Annotated in this window: 19 protein-coding genes and 1 pseudogene; 13 read left to right on the top strand and 7 right to left on the bottom strand. The window is 64.6% G+C overall.

From position 1 onward, the window contains the following. Positions 1–40: 40 nt before the first annotated feature. From ACQP1G_RS32975 to ACQP1G_RS32960, 4 genes are all read left to right on the top strand, one after another. Positions 41–889, top strand: a complete 849-nt coding sequence (locus ACQP1G_RS32975; protein ID WP_433193568.1) for a sigma-70 family RNA polymerase sigma factor — start codon at positions 41–43, stop codon at positions 887–889. Positions 890–979: 90 nt separating this feature from the next. Then, a complete protein-coding gene (locus ACQP1G_RS32970; protein WP_433193567.1) occupies positions 980–1,453 on the top strand; it encodes a DoxX family protein in 474 nt (157 codons plus the stop codon). Positions 1,454–1,585: 132 nt separating this feature from the next. Beyond that, complete coding sequence (locus tag ACQP1G_RS32965; protein WP_433193566.1) at positions 1,586–2,056, top strand: TY-Chap domain-containing protein; 471 nt, start codon at positions 1,586–1,588, stop codon at positions 2,054–2,056. A gap of 43 nt (positions 2,057–2,099) precedes the next feature. After that, positions 2,100–2,843: a DUF4191 domain-containing protein gene (locus ACQP1G_RS32960; protein WP_433193565.1), complete on the top strand. Its 744-nt coding sequence runs from the start codon at positions 2,100–2,102 to the stop codon at positions 2,841–2,843. A 131-nt stretch (positions 2,844–2,974) separates the two neighbouring features. Here ACQP1G_RS32960 and ACQP1G_RS32955 read toward each other — a convergent pair whose 3' ends face one another. Beyond that, positions 2,975–3,355: a YrdB family protein gene (locus ACQP1G_RS32955; RefSeq protein WP_433193564.1), complete on the bottom strand. Its 381-nt coding sequence runs from the start codon at positions 3,353–3,355 to the stop codon at positions 2,975–2,977. A gap of 86 nt (positions 3,356–3,441) precedes the next feature. Beyond that, positions 3,442–3,972 carry an RDD family protein gene (locus ACQP1G_RS32950; protein WP_433193563.1) on the bottom strand — a complete coding sequence of 177 codons (531 nt, stop codon included), beginning with the start codon at positions 3,970–3,972 and terminating at the stop codon, positions 3,442–3,444. A 253-nt stretch (positions 3,973–4,225) separates the two neighbouring features. Between ACQP1G_RS32950 and glnA the strand changes: the two genes are divergently transcribed. Further along, positions 4,226–5,662: a type I glutamate--ammonia ligase gene (gene glnA / locus ACQP1G_RS32945; protein WP_433193562.1), complete on the top strand. Its 1,437-nt coding sequence runs from the start codon at positions 4,226–4,228 to the stop codon at positions 5,660–5,662. A gap of 1,210 nt (positions 5,663–6,872) precedes the next feature. Here the strand turns inward: glnA and ACQP1G_RS32940 are convergent. Both ACQP1G_RS32940 and ACQP1G_RS32935 read right to left on the bottom strand, forming a co-directional pair. Continuing rightward, positions 6,873–7,757: a helix-turn-helix domain-containing protein gene (locus ACQP1G_RS32940; RefSeq protein ID WP_433193561.1), complete on the bottom strand. Its 885-nt coding sequence runs from the start codon at positions 7,755–7,757 to the stop codon at positions 6,873–6,875. Between the two features lie 651 nt (positions 7,758–8,408). Then, a complete protein-coding gene (locus ACQP1G_RS32935) occupies positions 8,409–11,204 on the bottom strand; it encodes a LuxR C-terminal-related transcriptional regulator (RefSeq protein WP_433193559.1) in 2,796 nt (931 codons plus the stop codon). A gap of 163 nt (positions 11,205–11,367) precedes the next feature. On the opposite strand from ACQP1G_RS32935, the gene ACQP1G_RS32930 reads away from it, so the two are divergent. The 4 genes from ACQP1G_RS32930 to ACQP1G_RS32915 all read left to right on the top strand — a co-directional run bounded on the left by ACQP1G_RS32930 (position 11,368) and on the right by ACQP1G_RS32915 (position 13,712). After that, positions 11,368–11,724, top strand: a complete 357-nt coding sequence (locus ACQP1G_RS32930) for a VOC family protein (RefSeq protein ID WP_433193558.1) — start codon at positions 11,368–11,370, stop codon at positions 11,722–11,724. A gap of 62 nt (positions 11,725–11,786) precedes the next feature. Next, positions 11,787–12,245 (top strand): iron chaperone, encoded by a 459-nt coding sequence (locus ACQP1G_RS32925; protein ID WP_433193557.1) that lies wholly within the window; start codon positions 11,787–11,789, stop codon positions 12,243–12,245. Between the two features lie 187 nt (positions 12,246–12,432). Continuing rightward, positions 12,433–12,714, top strand: coding sequence for a hypothetical protein (locus ACQP1G_RS32920; protein ID WP_433193555.1), 282 nt, complete (start codon positions 12,433–12,435; stop codon positions 12,712–12,714). Positions 12,715–12,896: 182 nt separating this feature from the next. After that, positions 12,897–13,712 carry a tyrosine-protein phosphatase gene (locus tag ACQP1G_RS32915; protein WP_433193554.1) on the top strand — a complete coding sequence of 272 codons (816 nt, stop codon included), beginning with the start codon at positions 12,897–12,899 and terminating at the stop codon, positions 13,710–13,712. A gap of 88 nt (positions 13,713–13,800) precedes the next feature. On the opposite strand, the gene ACQP1G_RS32910 is transcribed toward ACQP1G_RS32915, so the two are convergent. Together ACQP1G_RS32910 and ACQP1G_RS32905 are read right to left on the bottom strand one after the other, a co-directional pair. Beyond that, positions 13,801–14,343, bottom strand: a complete 543-nt coding sequence (locus tag ACQP1G_RS32910; protein WP_433193553.1) for a hypothetical protein — start codon at positions 14,341–14,343, stop codon at positions 13,801–13,803. Between the two features lie 43 nt (positions 14,344–14,386). Continuing rightward, on the bottom strand, positions 14,387–16,594 hold the full coding sequence (locus ACQP1G_RS32905) for an elongation factor G-like protein EF-G2 (RefSeq protein WP_433193552.1): 2,208 nt from the start codon (positions 16,592–16,594) through the stop codon (positions 14,387–14,389). 1,106 nt (positions 16,595–17,700) lie between these two features. Here ACQP1G_RS32905 and ACQP1G_RS32900 point away from each other — a divergent pair. Continuing rightward, a complete protein-coding gene (locus ACQP1G_RS32900) occupies positions 17,701–18,060 on the top strand; it encodes a hypothetical protein (protein ID WP_433193550.1) in 360 nt (119 codons plus the stop codon). Between the two features lie 374 nt (positions 18,061–18,434). On the opposite strand, the pseudogene ACQP1G_RS32895 reads toward ACQP1G_RS32900, so the two are convergent. Beyond that, a pseudogene (locus ACQP1G_RS32895) lies at positions 18,435–18,627 on the bottom strand (integrase core domain-containing protein); the annotation flags it as partial. A gap of 33 nt (positions 18,628–18,660) precedes the next feature. Here ACQP1G_RS32895 and ACQP1G_RS32890 point away from each other — a divergent pair. From ACQP1G_RS32890 to ACQP1G_RS32880, 3 genes are all read left to right on the top strand, one after another. Continuing rightward, positions 18,661–19,341, top strand: a complete 681-nt coding sequence (locus ACQP1G_RS32890; protein WP_433193549.1) for a hypothetical protein — start codon at positions 18,661–18,663, stop codon at positions 19,339–19,341. A gap of 344 nt (positions 19,342–19,685) precedes the next feature. Further along, on the top strand, positions 19,686–20,882 hold the full coding sequence (locus tag ACQP1G_RS32885) for a lipase family protein (RefSeq protein ID WP_433193547.1): 1,197 nt from the start codon (positions 19,686–19,688) through the stop codon (positions 20,880–20,882). 301 nt (positions 20,883–21,183) lie between these two features. Then, complete coding sequence (locus tag ACQP1G_RS32880; protein ID WP_433193546.1) at positions 21,184–23,100, top strand: hypothetical protein; 1,917 nt, start codon at positions 21,184–21,186, stop codon at positions 23,098–23,100. The last annotated feature ends 82 nt before the right edge of the window (positions 23,101–23,182 follow it).

Raw genomic sequence — 23,182 nt, 5'->3', positions numbered from 1 at the left:
GTTCGTGTACCTGACCAGCACCATCGGGAGAATGTGACAAATGGACGAGAATTTTCTTGCCGAGCGCTTCGAGGAGCACCGCACCCATCTGCTCGCGGTCGCGTATCGCATACTCGGCTCCGGCAGCGAGGCCGATGACGCCGTCCAAGAAGCTTGGCTGCGACTCAGTCGCTCCGATAGCGATGAGATCGAGAATCTGGGTGGCTGGCTGACCACCGTCGTCGCACGCCTCTGCCTGAATATGCTGCAGTCCCGCAAGACGCGGCGCGAGGAACCGCTCGACGATGTCGAACCGCTGCCGGAGGTCGACGGTCCGGAACAGGAAGCGGTGCTCGGCGATTCGATCGGTCTCGCATTGCTCGTCGTACTCGACACCCTGGCACCGCCGGAGCGGCTGTCGTTCGTCTTGCACGATATGTTCGCCGTGCCGTTCGACGAGATCGCCCCGATCGTCGGCAAAACCCCGGCGGCCGCGCGGCAATTGGCCAGCCGGGCGCGGCGGCGGGTGCAGGGTGCCAGGGCCGCCGTCGATCGCGATCGTCAGCGTGAGGTGGTCGACGCGTTCCTCGCCGCGGCACGCGGTGGCGAATTCGCGGCATTGCTGACCCTGCTCGATCCGGATGTGGTGCTGCGCGTCGATGCCGCGGCCCTCGCCACCGGCGCCACGGCAGCCCGCGGTGCGGACGCCGTCGCGCAGACGTTCTCCGGCCGGGCAAAGGGGGCGCAACTCGCGCTCGTCGACGGGCGTGCCGGCATGGTCTGGGCCGTCGGCGGTACACCGCGTGTGGTCTTCGATTTCACGGTCTCCGAGGGACGCATCGTCGCCATCGACTTGCTCGCCGACCCGGAGACCTTGGAGCTCATGGAACTCGAGCTGCGGGCGGGCTGAGCCTTGCCTGTCACATCTCGACCGCCGCACTGGTCAGGGGTGTGACGGCGCGCGGAAGCACGCCGATGGCACGAGGGCAGGAGAGCCGCGATGAGCAAGACACGAACGATCGGATATCGGGTCACCACCGGACTATTGATTTTCGTACTCGCGACGGGCGGTGTCGCCGACCTGACCCAACGCGGCGGCACTGCGGCGGGGATGACGGAATTAGGTTATCCAACCTATGTCATGACCATCCTCGGATTCTGGAAAGTGCTCGGCGCCATGGCCATTGCGGCGCCGCGTTTTCCGCTGGTGAAGGAATGGGCCTATGCCGGTGCGTTTTTCGATCTGACCGGTGGACTCGCATCGCATATCGGACACCATTCCGCTGCGAATCATCTGATCTACACGGGCTTTTTCGCGATATGTGTGGTGGTGTCGTGGGCACTGCGGCCCGCGAGCCGCAAGCTCGGTGTTCCGGTTTTCCGCGGGCTGGGCCGCGTCCCGGAACTGGAAACGCGCCACGACCGGCCGCAGCACCGGACGATGCCTTCGGGATCGGTCCACGCCGCCGCGTGACTCGTGGCCGTGAACGGCCCGTCGTTCGAGTGAACGGCGGGCCATTTGCTTTGGCTATCACCGATGTGAAGTTCGCATTCGGCCAACAAGATTCGACTGGTGTCTCAGGCGGCGCGGCGTAAGATCGGGCCCGTGCGAGTCCCCGGGGGAAATATGAGCGAGCCGGTGACCACGGATTGGGACAAATTCGTGCGGGCGCTGGCGCAATGCCTATCCGAACTACCTTCCCGGGCAACGCTGATCATCGCCGCGCCCGGCAATCGATACGTCCAATTCGTACAATACGACATCAAGTTATCCGTCGAACTGGCGGGCAATTCCTATCTCACCCAACCCATCTCGCCGACCGGTGAGCGCATGCTGCGCGATCTCGGCTGGCGCGAGCCCGTCGCGCGGCGCCAGATCGACAATTGGACCCGCACCCTGCTGTGGCCCCTTTCCCTGGACACCCTGGTCGGACTCGCGAGGTCGGTAGCCATCGGCCTGCGCGACGCGCTCGGTGTCGGCACCCCGGTGGAACTGCGCGCCATGGGCTGGACCGAGACCTCGGGTGATCTGGATCTCACCGTGTTGGGGCCGATCGCCCGCCGCGGCGTGAACTGACGCGGTGGGGAGACCCGCGCGACGTGGCACTATTCTGTGAACCATGGCAGTAGGCAAGGGCGGCACACCGTCGAAGGAAGCGAAGGCCGCGGCTAAGGCGGCGCGCAAGCAGCAGTCGAAAGAACGTCGCCAGCAGCTCTGGCAGGCGTTCCAGATGCAGCGCAAGGAAGACAAGCTGCTGCTGCCTTTGATGATCGGCGCCGTCGTCGGCATCACCGTCGTATTCCTGGTGATCGGCCTGATCTTCGGGCTGCAGTGGTTCCTGCTGCCGCTCGGTCTGCTGCTCGGTGTGCTGGTCGCCTTCATCATCTTCGGTCGGCGGGTGCAGAGGAACGTCTATGCCAAGGCCGAGGGCCAAGCGGGCGCGGCGGCGTGGGTGCTGGAGAATCTGCAGGGCAAATGGCGGGTCAGCAATGGCATCGCCGCGACCACCCAGCTGGATGCGGTGCATCGGGTGATCGGCCTGCCGGGTGTCATCCTGATCGGCGAGGGCTCCCCGCAGCGGCTGAAATCGCTACTGGCCCAGGAGAAGAAGCGCACCGCCCGGCTCATCGGCGACACCCCGATCTACGACATCATCATCGGCAACGACGAGGGCCAGATCCCGCTCAAGGAACTGCAGAAGCACCTCACCAAGCTGCCCCGCAATATCGACGCCAAGCGCATAGACCTCATCGAGGGCCGTCTCTCCGCACTGAGCTCGAAGGGCGGTCCCGCACTGCCCAAGGGCCCGATGCCCGCGGGCGCCAAGATGCGCGGCGTCCAGCGCACCATCCGTCGCCGCTGAGCGGTTTCGAGAGATCCGCGAAGGCCCGCATCCACGAGATGGATGCGGGCCTTCGCGTATCCGTGCCAACTCACGCCCGGGCTGCGCGGCCAGGGAAATGGAGTTGCGATGCGGACTGGTTCGAGGCCGCGCTACGCGGACGGCTGCGTCGTGAGCAGCCAAGTGATCCGGTCGTAGCCGATGGCGTGGTAGATGACCAGGATCACGGTGAGCACCAACGCCCACTTGGGCAGCTCGGCAAACCACAGTGCTACGACGGCGCCGAAGAGCACGGCGAACTCCACCACCAGCCGGACCGGCCCCGACACGGCGACCGGTGCCGCGCCACTTCGGCTCGGGTCGCCGGGAACCGCGAATGTTCCCCAGAGCGTGGCCGCGGCGATCGGCAGCACCACAACCAAGATGTAGCGCCACGGCGAATCGAACGCCCGCCACCCGCAGAGCGCGAAGGCGGAGATAGCGGTGAGTTCGAGGAACAGGCGTAGGGCCAGCATTGCTGGATTCAGAGACACCGCCGGAGCCTAATGGGCAGTGCCCCACCCCGTCGTTCCGATGAAAGTCGGGTCTTTACCGCTGGAAGGTCTGTGTGGCCCGCCTGCTATCGCGAGCGAACGACGGCGGTTCCGGTAGCGCGGTCGTGCATGCCGCGGCCGTCGGCGTCGGTGAACAGCGCGGGGACCACGAAAACCAGCAGCACCTGCCGGGCCAGTGCGCGGACGAAACCGACGGCCGCCGGGGCATCGACCCGGATCACCCGCAGGCGCAGGAAGTACTGGCCGGGGGTGAAACCGAACAATGACACCGCGACGACGCCGATCACGAACCAGACCAGCAGGTTGGGGGTGGTCAGCGCGCTCACGACCACTTCGAAGTTCGAGGGGCGCGGCTTCCCGGCGGGGAGATCGAGCCCGGCGATGATTTTGTCCGGATTGGGCCGGACGATGATCGCGGTGATGCCGAGCGCGATGAACCAATCCACCACCAGTGCCGCGATGCGCCGCGACAGGCCGACGAGCGAACCCGCGCCCGAGCGCGGCAGGCCGAGGTTCTGGCCGGGGAACTCGGGGGTTGCCGGATCGCCCGGATCCGCCGAAGGTCCGGAGAGCCAGGATCCGCTGATGCGTGCCATGACCCCCAGAATAGGCGCCTACGACCGGTCGTAGGACATCGCACTAACCAGAGTTGACCTCGGCGAGTGCTGCCATGGATAGCAGGACTACCATGCAGTTCGAGCCCGGGTGGCCTTCAACACCCGGCCAGCCGCACGTGTAACACTGGCGAAACACAGCCTTGACTACTGGGAAACACCGCGTCCATACCGTCTGGACGCGACGAACCCATGCAATCGACACTGGCTGGGAACCGATCCGTAAGGAGAACAAGTGACGTTCAGCACGGCCGACGAGGTCATCAAGTTCATCAAAGAAGAGGAAGTCGAATACGTCGACATTCGCTTCAGCGATCTTCCGGGTGTCCAGCAGCACTTCTCGATCCCCGCGAAGGCTTTCACCGCTGACCTCGCTGAGGAAGGGCTAGCGTTCGACGGCTCCTCCGTCCGTGGCTTCCAGTCCATCGACGAGTCGGACATGCTGCTGCTGCCCGACTTCAGCACCGCGCGTCTGGACCCGTTCCGCGCCGCCAAGACGCTGAACCTCAACTTCTTCGTGCACGACCCGTTCACCCGCGAGGCCTACAGCCGCGACCCGCGCAACATCGCGCGCAAGGCGGAGGAGTACCTGAAGAGCACCGGCATCGCCGACACCGCCTACTTCGGTGCCGAGGCCGAGTTCTACATCTTCGACTCCATCCGCTACGACTCGGGCATGAACGGCGCCTTCTACGAGATCGAGTCGATCTCCGGCTCCTGGAACACCGGCGCGGAGTTCAACCCGGACGGCACCCGCAACCGCGGCTACAAGGTCCGCAACAAGGGCGGCTACTTCCCCGTCGCCCCGTACGACCACTACGTCGACCTGCGCGACAAGATCTCGACCAACCTGCAGAACGCGGGCTTCGAGCTGGAGCGCGGCCACCACGAGGTCGGCACCGCCGGTCAGGCCGAGATCAACTACCGCTTCAACACTCTGCTGCACGCGGCCGACGACCTGCAGCTGTTCAAGTACATCGTCAAGAACACCGCGTGGGCCGAGGGCAAGACCGTCACCTTCATGCCGAAGCCGCTCTTCGGTGACAACGGCTCGGGCATGCACGTGCACCAGTCGCTGTGGAAGGACGGCAAGCCGCTGTTCCACGACGAGGCCGGTTACGCGGGCCTGTCGGATCTGGCGCGCCACTACATCGGCGGCATCCTGCACCACGCCCCGTCGCTGCTGGCGTTCACCAACCCGACCGTGAACTCCTACCACCGCCTGGTCCCGGGCTACGAGGCCCCGATCAACCTGGTGTACTCGCAGCGCAACCGCTCCGCCGCGGTCCGCATCCCGGTCACCGGCAACAACCCGAAGGCCAAGCGCATCGAGTTCCGCGCCCCCGACTCCTCGGGTAACCCGTACCTGGCCTTCGCCGCCATGATGATGGCCGGTCTGGACGGCATCAAGAAGAAGATCGAGCCGAAGGCCCCGGTCGACAAGGACCTCTACGAGCTCCCGCCGGAGGAGGCCAAGGGTATCCCGCAGGCCCCCACCAGCCTGGCCTCGGTCATCGACCGCCTCGAGCAGGACCACGACTACCTGACCGAAGGCAACGTCTTCACCTCGGACCTCATCGAGACCTGGATCAACCTGAAGCGCGACAACGAAATCGCCCCAGTGAACCTGCGTCCGCACCCGTACGAGTTCGAGCTGTACTTCGACGTGTAATCCTGACCTGCGTATTTACGCCTGATTCGGGCGTTCGGTACGCAGTAGGTACGCAGCAGTAGAACTAGAGTCCACCCGTTGGGCGATCACTCCGGCGATCGCCTGGCGGGTGGACTCGTCTGTATCCGGCCAGCGGTGGCCGTAGGTGTCCAAGATGGTTTTGGTGGTGTCGTGCCGGATCCGGTCCGAGTCCGGACGAGCATGATGATCGCCCCTGCGGGAAGAGCAGCGATGCCTGTTGGCGCCGGAGGTCATGAACCGGTGACGAATCGCCCGCGCGACTACGTCACGACCTCATATTGGCGGGCGATCTTGTCATCAAGGCACCGCCCGCCACCGCTACCGCGAAAGGTGTCGCTCCCGTAGTTCGCGTCGTCCGTCCACAGATCAAGTAGAGATGAAGCGAACAGATCGAGATGGTGCTCAGCTCGACCGCAGTTCTACAGGGGACGTGGACGCTGCCGCTAATGAAGCCCGCTTTACGGGTTCGAATAGTCGGAGACACGATGTGGCGAGCCAGTAACCTTCTGACGCGCCGCTTGCTGTCGATCAGGAGTTCAAACTGGTTGCTGCGATTCCCTCAGCTGTATGCGGTTGCTCCGGGATGCTTCATGCCCATAAGTCGATCCCGGTATGAACAAGAGCTAGTAATTCATCGGGAACAGCTGGACGGAATTTGGCTCGAAACACACATGCTGCCCCTCCTTTGGGGCTGGTGACAGATCACCCTGTTCTAACATCACACTTTCGGTAGCAAGGTCTAGTACGAAAACCCCATCGTCGTATGTCATCGAAACCCGACCGCAGACTGTAACTTTACCGTCCGACATGAATACGCCACCCCGGCGCCTCTGGTTGGACGCGCCACCGTCCCAGCAGCCGGTTTCGTCGATGTCGAGTTAGACGTCGTATTCTGTGCCATTCTCGGCAGGTTCTCTGCCGCGCCATATAGCGAACCATTCTCCGGATTGCGAGCGTATAGTTGTTTGCTCGCCCGGAGCAGCCTCCTTTGGAACGGTAATTCTCATCACCAGATTCCTTTCAGAGGTAGAACCCGAAAGATGCGATTGTCATCATGCCATGAATTCGATGCCGAGTCGAATGTCCAAGCCTGCTGGTGGTAGTGAAATTTTGCGGCTTGCTTCTCATCTCGTGGGGTCCGAAACGAATGCTTCCAGCTGGGCGGATGGCCCGCTGTTTATCTATATGGTCAATCTGTTGCATGTTCTCGAATCGAATCGATGTGCTTCGGCGGCAGATGTTTCGACAGATCGATCGGATCGGGTGCCAACCCCATCGCCCACGCCGCCGCGATAGACCTGAGCCGGTCCTGCGTGTCGGTATCTGCGACCCCGTCAATGAGTTTCAGTGTCTGCGACAGCTGATGCTCGGACAACTTCAGCGACTGCGCCATGTCGTGGTCTGCCTGGATGCTGGACTTCAGCGAGCTCACCTCGTGCGTCAGATGTACCCGCGCACGGTTCGCGTGGACGGCGAACGCACCCGCAGTCGTTGTGATCAGCACACCCGCGAGGGCTGTCACCACTGGAACGTAGCTCCAATCCGGATTCCCGGCATTGACGAGAGCGAGAACGCCCCCTGCCATGACGACCAGCGCACCGGCCAGTGCGACACCGATGCTGATTCGAAACGTCATCCCGTATTGCTTCAACGATTCCCGAAGGAAGTCGAAAAAGAACTCTTGCTGACGCTCTGCAAGATTGGGTGACGTGTTCACTACCTGCGGTTGACTGTGAACGATGACGCCGTAGTTATCGCCACTGATATTGACCTGCTGCGCGCCCCCGAAGGAGGCAGCGGCATGAAGAGCCATCAGGCGGTTGGTTAAATCCGCGTCGACCCCATACACAGCCAGAAGATCGCGCACTTGGAGCTGGTTTCTGGGGAGTCTCGTTCCGTGGATCCAATGGTGAAGAACGTCTCGCTTTATTCCAGTTCGTTCTTCGAGTTCCCGAAGACTCATACCTCGTTCTTGATGAATTCGGCCGAGAGCCGCGCCGAACTCTCGGCGAGCTGAGGCAGTATTGTTTGCGCGTCCGGGATCGTCGTCCCCTGCGACTTGTTCACCTGGCATTGTGCCCCCTTAATTGCCGGGATTTGGGGTGAGCGTACCTTCCGCGACAGGCACGAAACGACCCGACTGGCCGTGGCTTGGCGGGTCTTTCTCGGTGTGGAGGTTGAGGTCGAGACGTGGGACGGCGCCACTCCGGTCTCGACTGGCTCGCGCCCACCGAATTCGAGACCGCCAGCTCGGCACACACAATCGGTTTCTGACCCCCGCAACCAGGCGGCACCAACCACGCACACTCTAAAGCGGTCCAAAGCCGTGACGGAACAGAATCCCGATGCCCATCTGCCCGACCTCGCCGGGAGCCTGAGGCCGCCTCGCTCGTTTCCGCATTGACCGGGTGTCCCTTCAGTTCTCGGAGCGAGGAGGTACAGTCGCGGCCCGGCTGCCGAGCAATCGGTCGCGGCAGTGTACGAGCGACTTTCGAGCGGCTCAACGAACTCGGCTCAGGTGGAGGAGGATTCTGGATGCCAGCGTCCAATTCGATCGGTGTATCTGCTGTGGGTTGAGGTGCTGTCCGGTAGTCGGTTTCGAGTGTCCTGCGTTGGCAGGCGTCGATGGCTGACCGGGTGAGCCGTCTCATCGAACGCGTAGTAGTGCGGCGAGCGAGAGCTGTTGCGGTGCAAAGCTTCTGCTGTGTATGGGTGCACGCAACCGCTACCGCGTCGGCGGGGTGAGGCCGAGGTCCGTGAGGGCGGCGGCGGCGGAGTTGTCGCCCATGAGGCTCAGGGTTCGGGCTCGCTGGTAGGGGCAGTGGGCTGTTTCGAATGCAGTCGCGGTGGCGGGTAGGCGTTCGGGGGCATTGTCGAGCAGGGTGGTGGCTCGGTCGACCATGGCAGTGGCGATCGGGTTGCCGGACACTGCGGTTAGAGCCGTGGTCAGGTAGTTACGGGCATTCGGATGAGCGGCGCGGACGGCTGCTTCGGCACGGAGTGCGAGGTACCAGTGGCGCCAGATCCAGATGACCTGTACGTCCATCTCGTCGGGGTCGGCCGAGAGGCCCGCCAGGGCACAATCGGGTTGTCCGTGGTGGAGCAGGACGATGGCATCGAATACGGCGCTGTAGGCGGCCTTCTGGTCGGGCGCCACACCGAGGTCGTCGACGATGACCAGCCATTCGGCTCGCGCGTCGTCGTCACCGCGCAGGCCGTGGATCATGGCCACCGCGGCCGCCGCCATGCCGAGGTTGGGTGCGTGCAGGTGACCGGAGAGCTGCCACGCGTCGAGGAATCGCCTACTGCCGGTGAGTACGTTGTCGGCATTTCCAGCGAGCGCGTCCGCCACCAACAGCCGCGAGGTGGCGAAGTCACCCCGTTCGGCCAGCAAGGGGAGGTCGCGAAGTTGTTCGGCCCAACGGCGGGCCCCATCCAGGTCGCCAACGCCTATACAGGTATCGGACGCCTCGGCGAGCGCGTTGACCCGTTCGAGTGCGCTGGCCGGTGTCACCGGAATCGCCGCGAGCAACTCGACTCGCCGCTGAGTGGTCGCCGCGGTGGCGAAGGTATCGCCTGCCCAGCACTGGGCCGCGGCGAGTGCGTCGAGGGCCGCGCTCTTGGCCAGCGGATCGCCGGTTCGGTAGGCCAGGTCGACCGCCCGCTCGGCGAGCATAATCGGCTCGGGCACAAGAGATTCCGGCGCAGAATCGGCAGTCTCGGCGAGCACTCCGCACTCGGCCAGGGCGACCGCGGCCAGGGCGGCCGGGTCGTCGTCGGCCAACTCGCGGGCCTCGGCCAGCAGCGCCGCGGCCGCATTCGACGGCGGCGGTTCGGAGAAGGCCTCGGACATTCGATAGACGGTGATCGCGGCCGTGGCCAGGTCGCGGGCGGCCCTGGCGGTGTCCCCGGCGCTGCGTGCGGTGTCCGCGGCGCTGCGGTAGAGGCGGTACATGTCTGCACCGCGCATCCGACAACCGGCGACCTCGGCGGCGTGCCGCAGCGCCGATGCGGCGGCGAGCGGGTCATCGGCAAGCGCTGCCGCCTGCTCGTACCGCTGCTGGGACTCGCCGACCAGATTCCGGGTGAAGGTCAGTCGAGCCAGGGACGAGGCCAGATCGTGTGCGTGGGCACGAAATTCGGATTGTTCGGCCGCCCAGGCCAGGGCTGCCCGGATATCGTCGGCTGCCGCGTCGAATCGGGTGCGCCAGTCGGTGGCGGGCGGCAGGTCCCCGGTCAGCGCCGCGGCGGTCTTCGAGCACCAATGCAGGTGGCGCGCAAGCACTTCGGACAGCTCGCCGGTCTCGAGGAGTTGTTCCGTCTCGTACTGGCGGATCGTCTCCAAGGCCCGGTAGCGGGTGCCGCCCGCGGACCGCGCGGCGGTGAGCAGGCTCTGCTCGGTGAGCCGGGCCAGACCGTCGGCGACCGCGTTCGGTGCCAGCGGCGGATACCCGGCCACCTCGGCGGCGTCGGCGGCGGTGAACGGTGCGACGAAGACCGAGACGCGTCGGAGCAGGCACCGGTCCGAGGTGGTCAGCAGGGCCTGGCTCCAGTCGAGCATGGCCCGCACGGACCGGTGCCGGTCGTCGGCACGGCGTCCACCGACCAGGAGCCGCAGCGGATCGGCGAGACTCGCGGTGAGACCGTCGAGACCGAGGGTGGGCAGCCGGGCAGCCGCGAGCTCGATCGGCAGCGCCAGACCGTCGAGCCGCTGGCAGACCTCGGTGACCTGATCCAATTGCTCCGGCTCGACGGGCCAGCCCAGGGCGGCGGCTCGGTCCAGGAACAACGCGATGGCATCCGCGGTGGCGGCATCGTCGTCGAGAGACAGCGGTGGCACCGCAAAGACCTGCTCGAAGGGCACCATGAGCCGAGCCCGGCTGGTGGCCAGCACGGTCACGTGCGGGCAATGCGCGAGCAGGCGCTCGATGAACGGTGCCGCGCCCTCGCGCAGGTGCTCACAGTTGTCGAGGACGAGCAGGGTGTGGCGATCAGCGAGGGCGGTCAGCACCGAGTCGTCGAGGCTACGACCCTGTTGTTCGCCGAGGCCGAGCGCACGGGCCACCGCGGATCCGGTCATCGCCGGATCGGTCACCGGTACCAGGTCGACGAACCATGCGCCGTCGGCGAATTCACCGGCCAGATCCGCGGCAACGGCCAAGGCCAGCCGAGTTTTGCCGACACCGCCGGGGCCCAGTGCGGTCACGTGGCGCTGCGCTGCGACGGCCTGACGCAATGCGGCACGCTCCCGGGCCCGGCCGACGAACGATGTCAATGGCGAGGGGAGGACGGCCACCGCCTCGCTCCGCTCGGCCCGGGTGAGCTCGGCGGCGCGCTGGGCGAGCGCCCGCCGGTCGGGGACGCCGACCTTGCGCAGCAGCGAGGACACATGGGTCTCCACGGTGCGCACCGAGATGTACAGCTGCGCGCCGAACTCGGCATTGCTGCGATGTTGCCCGATCAGGGTCAGGACTTCGGCCTCGCGGTCAGAGATCCCGGCAGTCACCTTCTGCTTTGACACGTCCCCATTCTCACGTACCGGTCCCGTAGCTCGTGCGGGCATCGCCCCGTGCTCACTCAGTGGTGCTTTCCGTGTTCGGCACGGATGTCGCGCCCGCGAGCGCTGCCTACCGTAATTCTGGTCGCCGCAAGACGATCCGGACCACATCGCAGAAGGAGTGCTCATGACCACCGCCTCGGCCGGGGGAATCAAGACCGTACTGCATCCCGTCTCCGACCTGGCGGCGGCCAAGGAGGTCTACACCGCCCTGATCGGTGCACCACCGCAGATCGACGGAACCTTCTACGTCGGTTTCGACGTCGCGGGCCAGCACATCGGGCTGGTGCCGGGCGGTGGACCGCAGGGCATGACCGCGCCGGTGGCGTACTGGCACGTGTCCGATATCGAGGCGAAGCTGGCCGAGGTCACCGCCGCGGGCGCGACCGTGCAGGAGCCGGTGCGCGATGTCGGTGAAGGTCGCCTGGTCGCCACCGTCACCGATCCCGACGGCAATGTCCTGGGGCTGCTTCAGGACCGGTGAGCGCCCACCAACGCTGACAGCCGAACCGACATCACGATCAACACCACAACGGAGGAACCGCAATGACCACAACCCGCACCACGAAGAGCAAGTCCACGGTGGGATTCTCGGATGAAGAGCGCGCAGCGATGAAGGAGCACGCTCAGGAGCTGAAGACGGCCGCACGCCGCGGCGCTCGCAAAGCCAAGGCGGACGGCGAGTCCGATGTGCTCGCGAAGATCGCGGAAATGGCGGATTCGGATCGCGTCATGGCCGAGCGGATCCACGCCATTGTCAAGGCCAACGCGCCCGAGCTCACCCCGAAGCTCTGGTACGGCATGCCCTCCTACGCCAGGGACGGCAAGGTCGTCTGCTTCTTCCAGACGGCGGAGAAGTTCAAGGCGCGGTACGCCACCTTCGGCTTCAACGACTCGGCGAGCCTCGACGACGGCGCCATGTGGCCGACCGCCTTCGCGCTCACCACATTGACCGCCGCCGATGAGATCCGGATCGGGGAACTCGTCAAGAAAGCGGCGAGCTGAAAACCACCGCCTGCCACCGCATCTGGTGGTAGGCCGTCGGCTTTGCCCCGCGATGGATGGTTCGGCCGCCGAAGCACTGATGCGGTTGACTTCGCAATGGCGGCACCTATCCGTCGACATCGCCAACGCACGCTGAGGAGCACTGCATGGAATGCGAAGCCCGAGGTCGAAAGCCGCCATATTTCAAATGACCTGGTCCGAAGACGAGTACGTGCGAAACCTGCGGGATGCGCGGCGCGACTATGCGTGGTTGATGCGCCGGTATGGCGGGCGCACGCGGGAGGAGGCCGATGCGGACGCGTGGGAGGCGTATCCGTATGAGCCGAGTGATCGACCGTTTCGCGGAATCGAATTCCATGATGACGCTTGGCATTGGGCGATGTTGGCGATTCATGGCGCCATGTACTGGCGCGAGCATCCGGAGCTGTTGGAGCCGTCTGCCGAGTATCTGATGAGCCGAGGGGAGTAGCGGAAGTCTCGGTGGGTGGCATAGCGGTCTCGGTGAGTGGGGTAGTAGCGGCGGGATCGGTGGGAAAGTCAGCAGGGGGTGGGGAGACGGCTCTACTGTCCCGCGCCATGAAGATTTCAGCTGTTGCTCTAATTGGTTCTGTCCTAGCGACATTCGCGTTGACGGCTACCGGGGCGCCTCCGGTGGCGACGGCCGAGCCGACGGTGGAGAGTGTCACCGCACGGATCGAGTTGCAGGGGGCGGTCAATGTTCGGGATATCGGCGGGTATCGGACGTATGACGGGGCGAAGGTCAAGTCCGGGAAGGCTATTCGGGCGGATTCGCTGGAGAAGTTGACCGACTCCGATGTGCAGAAGCTCGGTGGATTGAACCTGAAGGCGGTCATTGATCTGCGGACGCCCGCGGAGGTGCAGTTCGCGGGCGCCGACAAGGTGCCCGCGGGGGTGCAGACGGTGGCGCGGCCGATCGATGACACCGGGTTGTTCCAGCAGATGATGGCGGCCATTCAGTCGCGGGATCCGCAGAAGCAGGAGGACCTGCTGGGGAACGGGAAGGCCGAGGAGATCATGGGTCGCGTTTATTCGAGCTTCCTCAGTGCGGATTCGCGGGCGAAGTTCGGGCAGACGATTCGGGATCTGGCGGCGACCGATCGGGCGACGCTGTATCACTGCACCTCGGGTAAGGATCGGACCGGTTGGCTGACGTATATCGTGTTGCGGGCGGTCGGAGTGCCGGAATCGACTGCGCGGCAGGACTATCTGCTGTCGAATCAGTATCGGGCCGCTGCGGATGCCAAGCTGCGCGAGCAGGTGAAGCAGGCGGGACTGATGCAGAATCCTGATCTGCTCATTCCGCTGCAAGAGGTTCGTGACCAGTATCTGGACACCGCGATCGATGCGATGGAGCAGGCCTACGGCGATTTCGGGAAGTTCCTGACCCAGGGCCTCGGCATTGATGGCGGCACCCTTGTGCAGCTTCGGAAGAACCTGGTCGGCTAGCGAGAACGGCTCGGGCCCATCCCATTTCGCGGGGTGGGCCCGAATCGCGTGTCGCTGAGCCGAAAGTTCCGAGTGCGGTAGCCGAAGTTCAGATCGGGAGCACCATGTGCACGAGCTCCCACAGCGAGACGCCACCGGTGCCGAACGCCGCCACCAAGGTGTAGGCGATCAGCGCATCGTCCAGGGTGGGCTGCCGCACGGGCGTCCGCCCGGTGAACGGCAGCGCCCACACCACATCGATCTGGTGCGTCCTCGTCAGCGTGAATTCGCCCAGCACCTGATCGCCCTGATCTTTTTGCCCGAGCAGCAACGTGCTGGAGTGCAGGTTTGTCGGCACAAGTCGCCAAATCTTGTGATCGACCTCGGCGACCGCTCGGTAAGTCCTGCGGTGGTAGAAATGCCCGCGCCCGACCGTCAATTTGATGGGCCGATCATTGATCGAAGCCCGCAGCCGCTTGGCGTTGCGCGTGCCGATGGGAACGCGCTCGCGAGTGCGCGGGCCGATGCGCTCGATGGTGACCACGGTGGCATCGTCGAATACCGGTGTGGTGACCACCCTTTCGTCGGCCCGCGTGATCACGATCTTGCCGAAATGCTCGGTGTCGACAACGAAACGCTCTGGACTGATCACCAGGCTCCTTCGACGGTAACGAAATATCCTGCGGCGCTGGGTATCAGCCCGTCTTCCCGGCCTGCTCGCGGACCGAACCCGCCAGCGCATGGGGCATCGCCTCGTGCCGGACGTACGAGCGCGTGAAATCGCCGGTGCCGTGCGAGAGCGAGCGCAGATCTATTGCGTAGCGGGTGAGTTCGAGCTCGGGCACCTCGGCGTGGATGCGGGTGCGGCCTATACCGTGCGGTTCGGTGCCCAGCACGCGTCCGCGGCGTCCGGACAGGTCGCTGAGCACCGGACCGACATAATCGTCGGTGACCACCACCCATACTTCGGCGATCGGCTCGAGCAGGTCGACACCCGCGGCGGTCGCGGCCTCGCGCAACGCGAGCGCACCCGCGGTCTGGAAGGCGGCATCGGAGGAGTCGACCGAATGCGCCTTGCCGTCGAAGAGCGTCACGCGCAGATCGACCAGCGGGTACCCGGCCGCCACCCCGCGCGCGGCCTGGGCGCGCACGCCCTTCTCTACCGACGGAATGAATTGCCGCGGTACGACTCCGCCCACCACGCGGTCGACGAATTCGATACCCGACCCGCCGGGCAGCGGTTCCACCTCGATCTCGCAGACCGCGTACTGTCCGTGTCCGCCGGACTGTTTGACGTGCCTGCCCTTGCCGGTTGCCTTGCCCGCGAACGTTTCCCGCAGCGCGACCTTGTGATCGATCACGTCGACCTGCACGCCGAACCTGGTGCGCAACCGCTCCAGCGCGACATCGCGGTGCGCCTCACCCAGGCACCACAGCACGATCTGGTGGGTATCGGGATTCTGTTCCAGCCGTATCGCGGGGTCCTCGGCTGCCAGCCGGGCCAAGCCGCTGGAGAGCTTGTCCTCATCCGCCTTGCTGCGCGCGCGAATGGCAATGGGCAGTAGGGGATCGGGCATCCGCCATGGCTCGATCAGCAGCGGTGTGGCGGTGCCGGACAGGGTGTCGCCGGTCTCCGCGTGACTCAGCTTGGTGACATACGCGATATCACCGGCAATGGCCTGGCCGAGCGGGCGCTGCAGTTTGCCGAACGGCGCGGTGATGGCGCCGATGCGTTCGTCCACGTCGTGGCTTTCATGGCCGCGGTCCTCCAGTCCGTGACCGCAGACATGCACCGTATCGTCGGGGTGCAGGGTGCCGGAGAAGACACGGACCAGCGAGACACGGCCGACGTAGGGATCCGACGCCGTGCGGATCACCTCGGCCGCCAGCGCGCCGTCCGGATCGCAGTGCAACGGGGTCGGTGCGGATCCGTTGGTGGTGGTGATCGCCGAAACCGCATGTTCGGAGGGTGTCGGGAATCCGCCGATGATCAGCTCCAGCAGTTCGACGGTGCCGAGCCCCTGTTTGGCGCCCTCCGGTGCGGGCGCGCCGAACAGCACGGGATGGAAGCTGCCCCGGGCGACGGCCCGTTCGAGATCCTCGACCAGCGCGGCCAGCTCGATTTCCTCGCCGCCGAGGTAGCGCTCCATCAGGGTTTCGTCTTCGCTCTCGGCGATGATGCCCTCGATCAGCCGGTTGCGTGCCTCCTCGAGCGGCGGCAGCTGATCCGAAGACGGCTCGCACTCGACCTCCTCCCCGGAGGAGTAGTCGGCCACGCAGTGCGGCAGCAGCTCGACCAGACCGGTGACCGGGCGGTGACCGTCCGGACTCTTCGGCCCGTACACCGGAAGATGCAGCGGGAGGATATTTTCCGAGGAACCACCGCCGAGTACGACCTGACAGGTCTCGGTCATCTCGTCGAAGTCGGCGCGCGCGGTATCGAGGTGGGTGATGACGATCGCGCGCGGCATCCCGACTGCGGCGCACTCCTCCCACAGTGCGCGCGTCGCACCGCTCACGCCCTCCGCACCCTCCGCCGCCGAGATGATGAACAGTGCCGCATCCGCCGCGCGCAGGCCCGCGCGCAGCTCACCGACGAAATCGGCGTATCCGGGGGTATCCAGCAGATTGACCTTGATCCCGCGCCACGCCATCGGCACCACCGAGAGCTGCACAGATCTGTGCTGGCGATGCTCGATCTCGTCGTAATCCGATAGCGACGTTCCGTCCTCGACCCGGCCCGCGCGATTGACCGCGCCCGCCGTGAGCGCCAACGCCTCCACCAACGTGGTCTTACCCGACCCGCTATGCCCGACCAGCACTACATTCCGGATGTCCTCCGGCCGCTGCGCCGTCACAGCCTTCCCGTTGGTCCCTGCGGACGCACTCGCTTTCTCGACCATGTGTCTCGCTTTCTCGGTCGACACTTACGGTCCTTCGAGCTTCCCACCAGCGGTCGCGTCGCGTGCACAGATCGGGCGATCCGGTGTGTTCAGGTGCGCGTCGAGTGGCGTGCATGTGCGGTTCAGGAGCCGGCCAGACGGGGCGCTGGGCGGTGTAAGTGGGCGCCGGGACGGTGCCGTTGGCTGTTGCGCAATCGAGGATGACGGCGCAGGGCGCGAGTCGTTCTGACCGACCAGTCTGCACAGGACTGGTGAGGTGATGCGCGCGGTGCTGCCGAGGTATGTCGTAAGCGTGCGCGATCACGTGATGCGCGCATGATCCTGGCACCGCTCATGAAAATGCGCAGTGCCACTGCGCACTAGCCGGAAATGTCGATCGGACGTCATCGCGCGTCGCCAGATGGCGAACTGATCTGCCAATTCGATTGAACATCAGACGTTCTCGGATGAAACTGGTCTGGTACCTCTGTCTATAATGACAACTGGCAGGATGGTGTTGAGGGTGTCACGGATCTAGCGTTCTTCGCAACGACCACGTCGGCATAGCAGCCCGCTACCGCGCCGAACGCCTCGCACAGCCCGACGACTGATCATGGCCGCCCCCGCAGCTCGCGGTGACCTCTGCCCGGTTCGGCGGATGTGCGGAATCAGGACCGGTCCCGACGCGATCCTGATTCAATTGATCCTGGAGATTCGCCTTGGAAGACGACTACGAGATCAGCGTGGCGTGACCGGTGATGGACATCCGGTGGCGCCCCGCTCATACAGTGAGGACGCACCCATGGCTGAATTCGATGGCACATATCAGATCGTCACCGCCCGGCGGCGGTTCCGCGCTCAAGCCCCGCAGCTCCAATCCGAACCGTTGTGTGGATGAGGCTGCCCGACGAGACGTGATTCCCCCCGAGAGGTGAATCACGTCTCCTGGGGCTGCTGCTCACACTCTGCACCGTGCGAACAGGAGCTTCTGTGGGCCGAGGCGCGGGTCGCTGCTCTCGGTGACCTGTCGTCCGGATTCCACTCGAACGGCGCGGGCTCCAAGCGGTCTGGCCGGGTCCGCGTCACCGATTCTGCGTGGCCAGCGCAATGAGCTACAGGAGGAGACAATGACCGTAACCGACACCCCGGTCAAACAAGTGACCGTGCCTTTGTCTGGGATTCAGAAGCCTGCCGAGCGAAGCTCGGTCGCCCCGTACACGGTGTACAACGACACCGATTACCACGTCTCGGTCTTCCTGCAAGAGGGGGATGCGGGCAACCCCGTAAGCATCATCACGCTGGCCCCCGGCGAAACCAGCAGCTCGTACGATCGCGGGACCTACGCAGCCGTTATGGACGTAGGGTCCGGCCAGCACCAGCAAATCCTGTGGTGGCCTGATGACCGGTCCGAATTCACCTACTGGTACAACTGGAGTGGAGGCGTGGCGGGGGGCCGGCGGAACAGGGTGAGTGACTTCATCGGTTGATCGGGATGCGGGATCGGCGAGAACCCGTATTCGAGTGTTCGGTATTGTCGTGCCGATCCCGACTCCCCGACCGTCCTGCTCGTCTGAACGGCACGCGAAGTCCGGTGCCGAAGAATCAGTCCCGGCCGCAGCAACGCCACCACCCACTGCCGATCAAGCCATTGTCGTTGTTTTGACACGATCGGCGGTCTACTGTGAGAATAGAAAAGCTCTTGTGAATCATGGGCCACTCTTCTCCGCGACCTGGCAGGCGAGGTTCTCCACCAAACGATGCGGTCATATGCGTTATTCGGCCGGGCTCGCGTCCTCGATTCTCTGTACGCCGAACGCCCCTGACGGGACCCGCGATTCGATCCATCGGGTGTGAGAACCGGTTATCGGTGGATGCAGGTTGCAGCGTATCCGGCCGGGGTCTGGTAGCCCAGCGCGGAATGTCCTCGTCGGTGGTTGTATTCGTTCTTCCAGTCGCTGATCACGACGCGAGCCTGGGTGAGTGACCCGAAGCTGCTGATGTTGAGGTATTTCGTCGCGCAGGCGGCCGTTGAACGATTCGATGGAGCCGTTACGCCAAGCGATCAAGGACCCGAGGAGGATGACAAAATGCACAAGCTCTGCATATCTGAGATGCCTTCCCGTGACGAGCTGCAAAACCCATCCGAGGCCATGAAGAAGTACATCCCAGCCTCTGACGGAGGCCGCGATGACACATCCGGTTTATTCGCATTAGCGGTAATCGGGGCTGCTGGTGAGGCGGAAGAAAAAGGCTCAGGAGACGCGGACAAATGTTACGATATATTCTGTGGCCAGTTACCGACCTACGTGAGTCGATTTGGCTTGAAATTGAATATACACAGCTGTTGTCTCTACTATAGCGGAGACCGTCCCTTGACTGTTGATCATGGAGATACATCTTCGATCTATTGGTCGATGGCGGGGTTCAGCGACAGGCCGCGTACCTACGACGCCATCGCCCTGCCGCCCGATGCGCCTAAGCCCACTAATTCGCGTATCGATCAATACTATCGCTGGACCCAGAATGCTAGTTCGACGGCAGAGCAGCAAACCGGTGACTCGACGCGTTTCTCCGCGTTCGTAAAAGCGATGTCCGACATTTTGAGTACGTCTGGTGAAACGCTTGGTGGAACCTCATTTGCTTACTACAACTCAAACGGCCCAATGATCTCCTCTGTGCAGGAGAAGTGCGAGATGTTGTGGAACATCGCGCCAAGGATTCCTGAAGACGGCCATTACTACGAATGCGTCACCGCGCTTCCGAAATGAGCGAGTCTCCCGGCACGGCTTCCACGAGATAGCAGACGGCTCGCGCCGACACGGATCAGGCAGGCGACGAAGGCTGTGACTGCCCAGGGCGGGCCCACCAGCCGAGCGAATCGGGCGGCCAGCGGTTCGACCGGATCCGGCCCATCAGATCCATCGTCAACCACCCAATTCGGCGAAGCTGAACGGCTGAGCCCGCATGTCTGGTGGACCGAGGTCTGGACTCGCCTGCGCGGCTACCGGTCCGGGATGATCTGTCTCCGCTGCGGACGCGGCCCGTGAATCCGCGTCACCGCTTCACCCCTGTCTCTGTTCGGATGAAACTTCTATTCGACAAGGAGCGGCACATGACTGCACGATCCACGACGAGCAGCGAGGCGACCCTGCAAGACAAGGTCACATTCCAGCTGTCGCTGTACGCGAACTTGATCAACGGCGAGGAAAACGACGGCAACCTGGAGAGCCTGCTCCAGCAGCGGATCCAGGACAATCTCGACATCAACCGGGGGGTCATCGGCGGGTGGGAGATTGTCTGGGGTCCGGGGATCGAGGTGTTCCCCACCGACCTGTACGCGCTCAACGTCCTGTACATGGTGCGAAGCACCGACGACCCCTCCCGGTACGTGATCGCCGTGGCCGGCAGCACAGACGGACCATTCGACTGGCTCGTCGAGAACTTCCTGATCGGCCAGATCCCGTGGCTCGCGCATCCCGCCGCCCGTTACACGACGGGCGCGGCCATCGGGGTGAACATCCTCACGAAGATCACCCCCTCCGGCGACCGCCCCGGTGCCGGTCGCACCCTGCACGCGTTTCTGGGCGCGCTCGATCACACCGATATCGACCTGACCGTCACCGGCCACAGCCTCGCTGGTGCCCTGTCACCCACACTGGCCCTATTGCTGCGCGACACCCAGCAGCTGTGGGACCCATCCGAGAAAGCCAGCGTCAGCGTGCTGTCCACCGCCGGACCGAGTTTCGGCAATCCCGAGTTCGTCGCCTACACCACCCAACGCCTACAGCGGGTGCGGCGCTACGCCAACAGCCTCGACCTCATCCCGAACGTCTGGAACCCGGACGACATCGATCGCGCCAAGACCTTCTACTCCGACAACAACCTGCCCGCTCCTTGGCCCGGACTGTTCGACCAGATCAAGCAGGCGTCCAGCTCGGGCCAGTATGCACACCTCGACTCCACCAACGGCGTATTCCAAGGCACGTTCAACCCCAAGGTGACGGACTACCTGAAACAGGTCGGATACCAGCACATAGGCGGCTACAGACAGTTCTTCGACATCCCAGGCGTGACCTGGCCGGTAGCCATCCCGGCGGACGTCGGCGACACCGGGATAAGTCGCATCGCGGCCTTGGCCGGTGTACCGCTCGGCGACGGTACTGGAAAGGCACCGGCGAATCGTCGGCCGCTAACCGCCCCGATCAACGGACAGTCCGTGCAGCTGCCCACCGACCCCGACAGCCGCGAGGCCGGGAAACTCGTGGACCTCGTCACCGCCGAGATCGACCCCACTGCCGACATGAACTGACGCCCCGGGCCCTGCCACGGTTAGAACCGCGGCTCGTCATCCTGCGGGCCGCTGCCAAAGAGGGAGTCACGGCTCCCTCTTTCTGGTCGGAGCGAGATGTACTCGCGGAGTTTGCCTTTGACGCTGGAGGGAAGTGCGACGATGCCGAGTGGAGGGCCCCTCCGTCGCAGCCCCGCTGGCTTTGTGACACCCTTTTGTCGCCAAAACCCTGCATTTGCGGTGCCTTTCGAATTCTCGCGAGGCGTCCGCGCTGAATACCGTTGGTGGGTCGACTGTGCGGACGAGATGAAGGGTGATCTCGATGCTGATTGTCAACGAACGGGCGGCGGCTACGCGATCCGAGCGGTGTGTGCTCGACTGGATGCGAACGTGGACCGGTCAATATGTCATTGTGGGGCTTGCTATTTCGGGATGTCAGCTGCCCGACCGTAACCCCGGGGAGCAGGCGCGCGAGGCGGGTCTGGTGGTGATCACACCACGCGCGGTGGTCGTGATCGAAGCCGAGGGGACCGCACCCGAGGTGGCTACCGGGGTGCTTTCGGTGCAGGCCGACGGGCGCTCGCGGCTGCTCGGGTTCGAGGGCGGTCCTGTTCATGTCCGCGACGGCGACAGCAGTTCGCTCGACCGGGTGACGAGCCATGTGCTCGATCTGGCGGAGTTGGTGCGCAAGCTGCACCCGGACGCCGCCGTCGACGGATTGGTCGTGGTGGTGCCACCCCGGGACGCGACCATCGCGCTGGATATCGAAGCGCCCGAGCACGCTAACTCGGTGGTCCTCGGGTCGTCGGCCGGGCTGCGGGCTTGGTTCCATCGGACGGCGAATCGGAAGCTGATCTGGACCGCGGAGCAGGCGCATGTGCTACTCGGTGAGCTTCGCCTGTCACATGTGGTCACCGTCGAAGATCTCGAGGCCGAGGGATTTCCGTCACATTCGGGACGACGTAGGCGTACGGGACCGAGGGCGCTGGTCGGCGCTGCCCATGCGTTGTCTCCGCTCGGTGCTATCTCCGATACACCGCCGGTCGGCAATTCGAATGTGGCTGCCGAACAGCCGGATTCGGATGGGCTCTCGGAACAACGGCTCGCGGAGCCGGTCCCGCCGCGGCCTTCCGATGTCAGCGAGCTTCCCGTCGACGATCACATGACATCGACGGCGGGCAACTCGCGGGCGCTCGTCGGAGCGATATCAATATCGAAGCACGATGGGCCGCAGTCTGTTTCGTCCGCGATAGCAGACCAGGGGATCGTGCCAAGCGGACCGCGGTCGCAGCCGTTGTCGGAACCTCCCACGGCTCCGTACCCGCCATGGCTCATGGCCGATATCGCCAGGGCGCAGGCGAGGGGTGCGCAACGCTCGCGGCGCGCGGCCGCCGCGCAGGCGCTACCGCATTCGCACATATCAACGGTGCAGGCAGATCCGCAACCGAGGGCTGCGGCCGACACCGAACAAGTCGACACCGAACAAGTCGACACCGAACAAGTCGGCACCGATCAGGTCGGCACCGATCAGGTCGGCACCGATCAGGTCGGCACCGATCAGGTCGGCACCGATCAGGTCGGCACCGATCAGGTCGGCACCGATCAGGTCGGCACCGATCAGGTCGGCACCGATCAGGTCGGCACCGATCAGGTCGGCACCGATCAGGTCGGCACCGATCAGGTCGGCACCGATCAGGTCGACACCGGACAAGTTGATGCCGAGCAGGCGCAGGCGGATCGGTCGGCACCGCCATTGCCGTCGTCTTTCACCGACCCCCCGCAGTCGTCGTGGGTTGACTCCGACGGACCGTCGGACGACGACAGGTCATTCCGCCAGCACCTGACACCGACTCCACCGCAGGCTGAGCCGGAACCTCTGCCGCTGTTGTGGCCGGCAACCCCGCCCGCCGCCGCCGCGCGGCCGAACCAGGTTTCGTTTTCCCAACGGGTATCCGCAGCACGCACACGTATTTCGACCGTGCAGGCAAAAGGACTTTCGACCGCGCGGGCGAAAGGCCCGGGTCTTATCCTCCACCTCCCGAAACACCTCCCGACAATATTGATCGTCGCGGTCGTCATCGGCACGATCTGGATCCTGGTTTCCTCGAGCAGGGACCCGTACCCTAGCGCCGTCCAGCCTCGCCCCGTGTCGAGCACCGAGACGGTCGCACCACCGGAATCACCGGCTCCGGCTCAGCCCGCTGACCGACAGTGCTTTCCGTTCCAGCCGGTGTGTTGATCGGCGCGTCGATATTCATCGGGCAGTCCCAACCAGAGGTGCCCGGCATCGGGCGCCCTGAAACGGCACGGTCCTCGTACGC

Source organism: Nocardia sp. CA-107356 (assembly GCF_050946365.1).
In the GTDB taxonomy this organism is placed as follows: domain Bacteria; phylum Actinomycetota; class Actinomycetes; order Mycobacteriales; family Mycobacteriaceae; genus Nocardia.
This window is presented reverse-complemented; position numbering and strand designations above follow the sequence as displayed.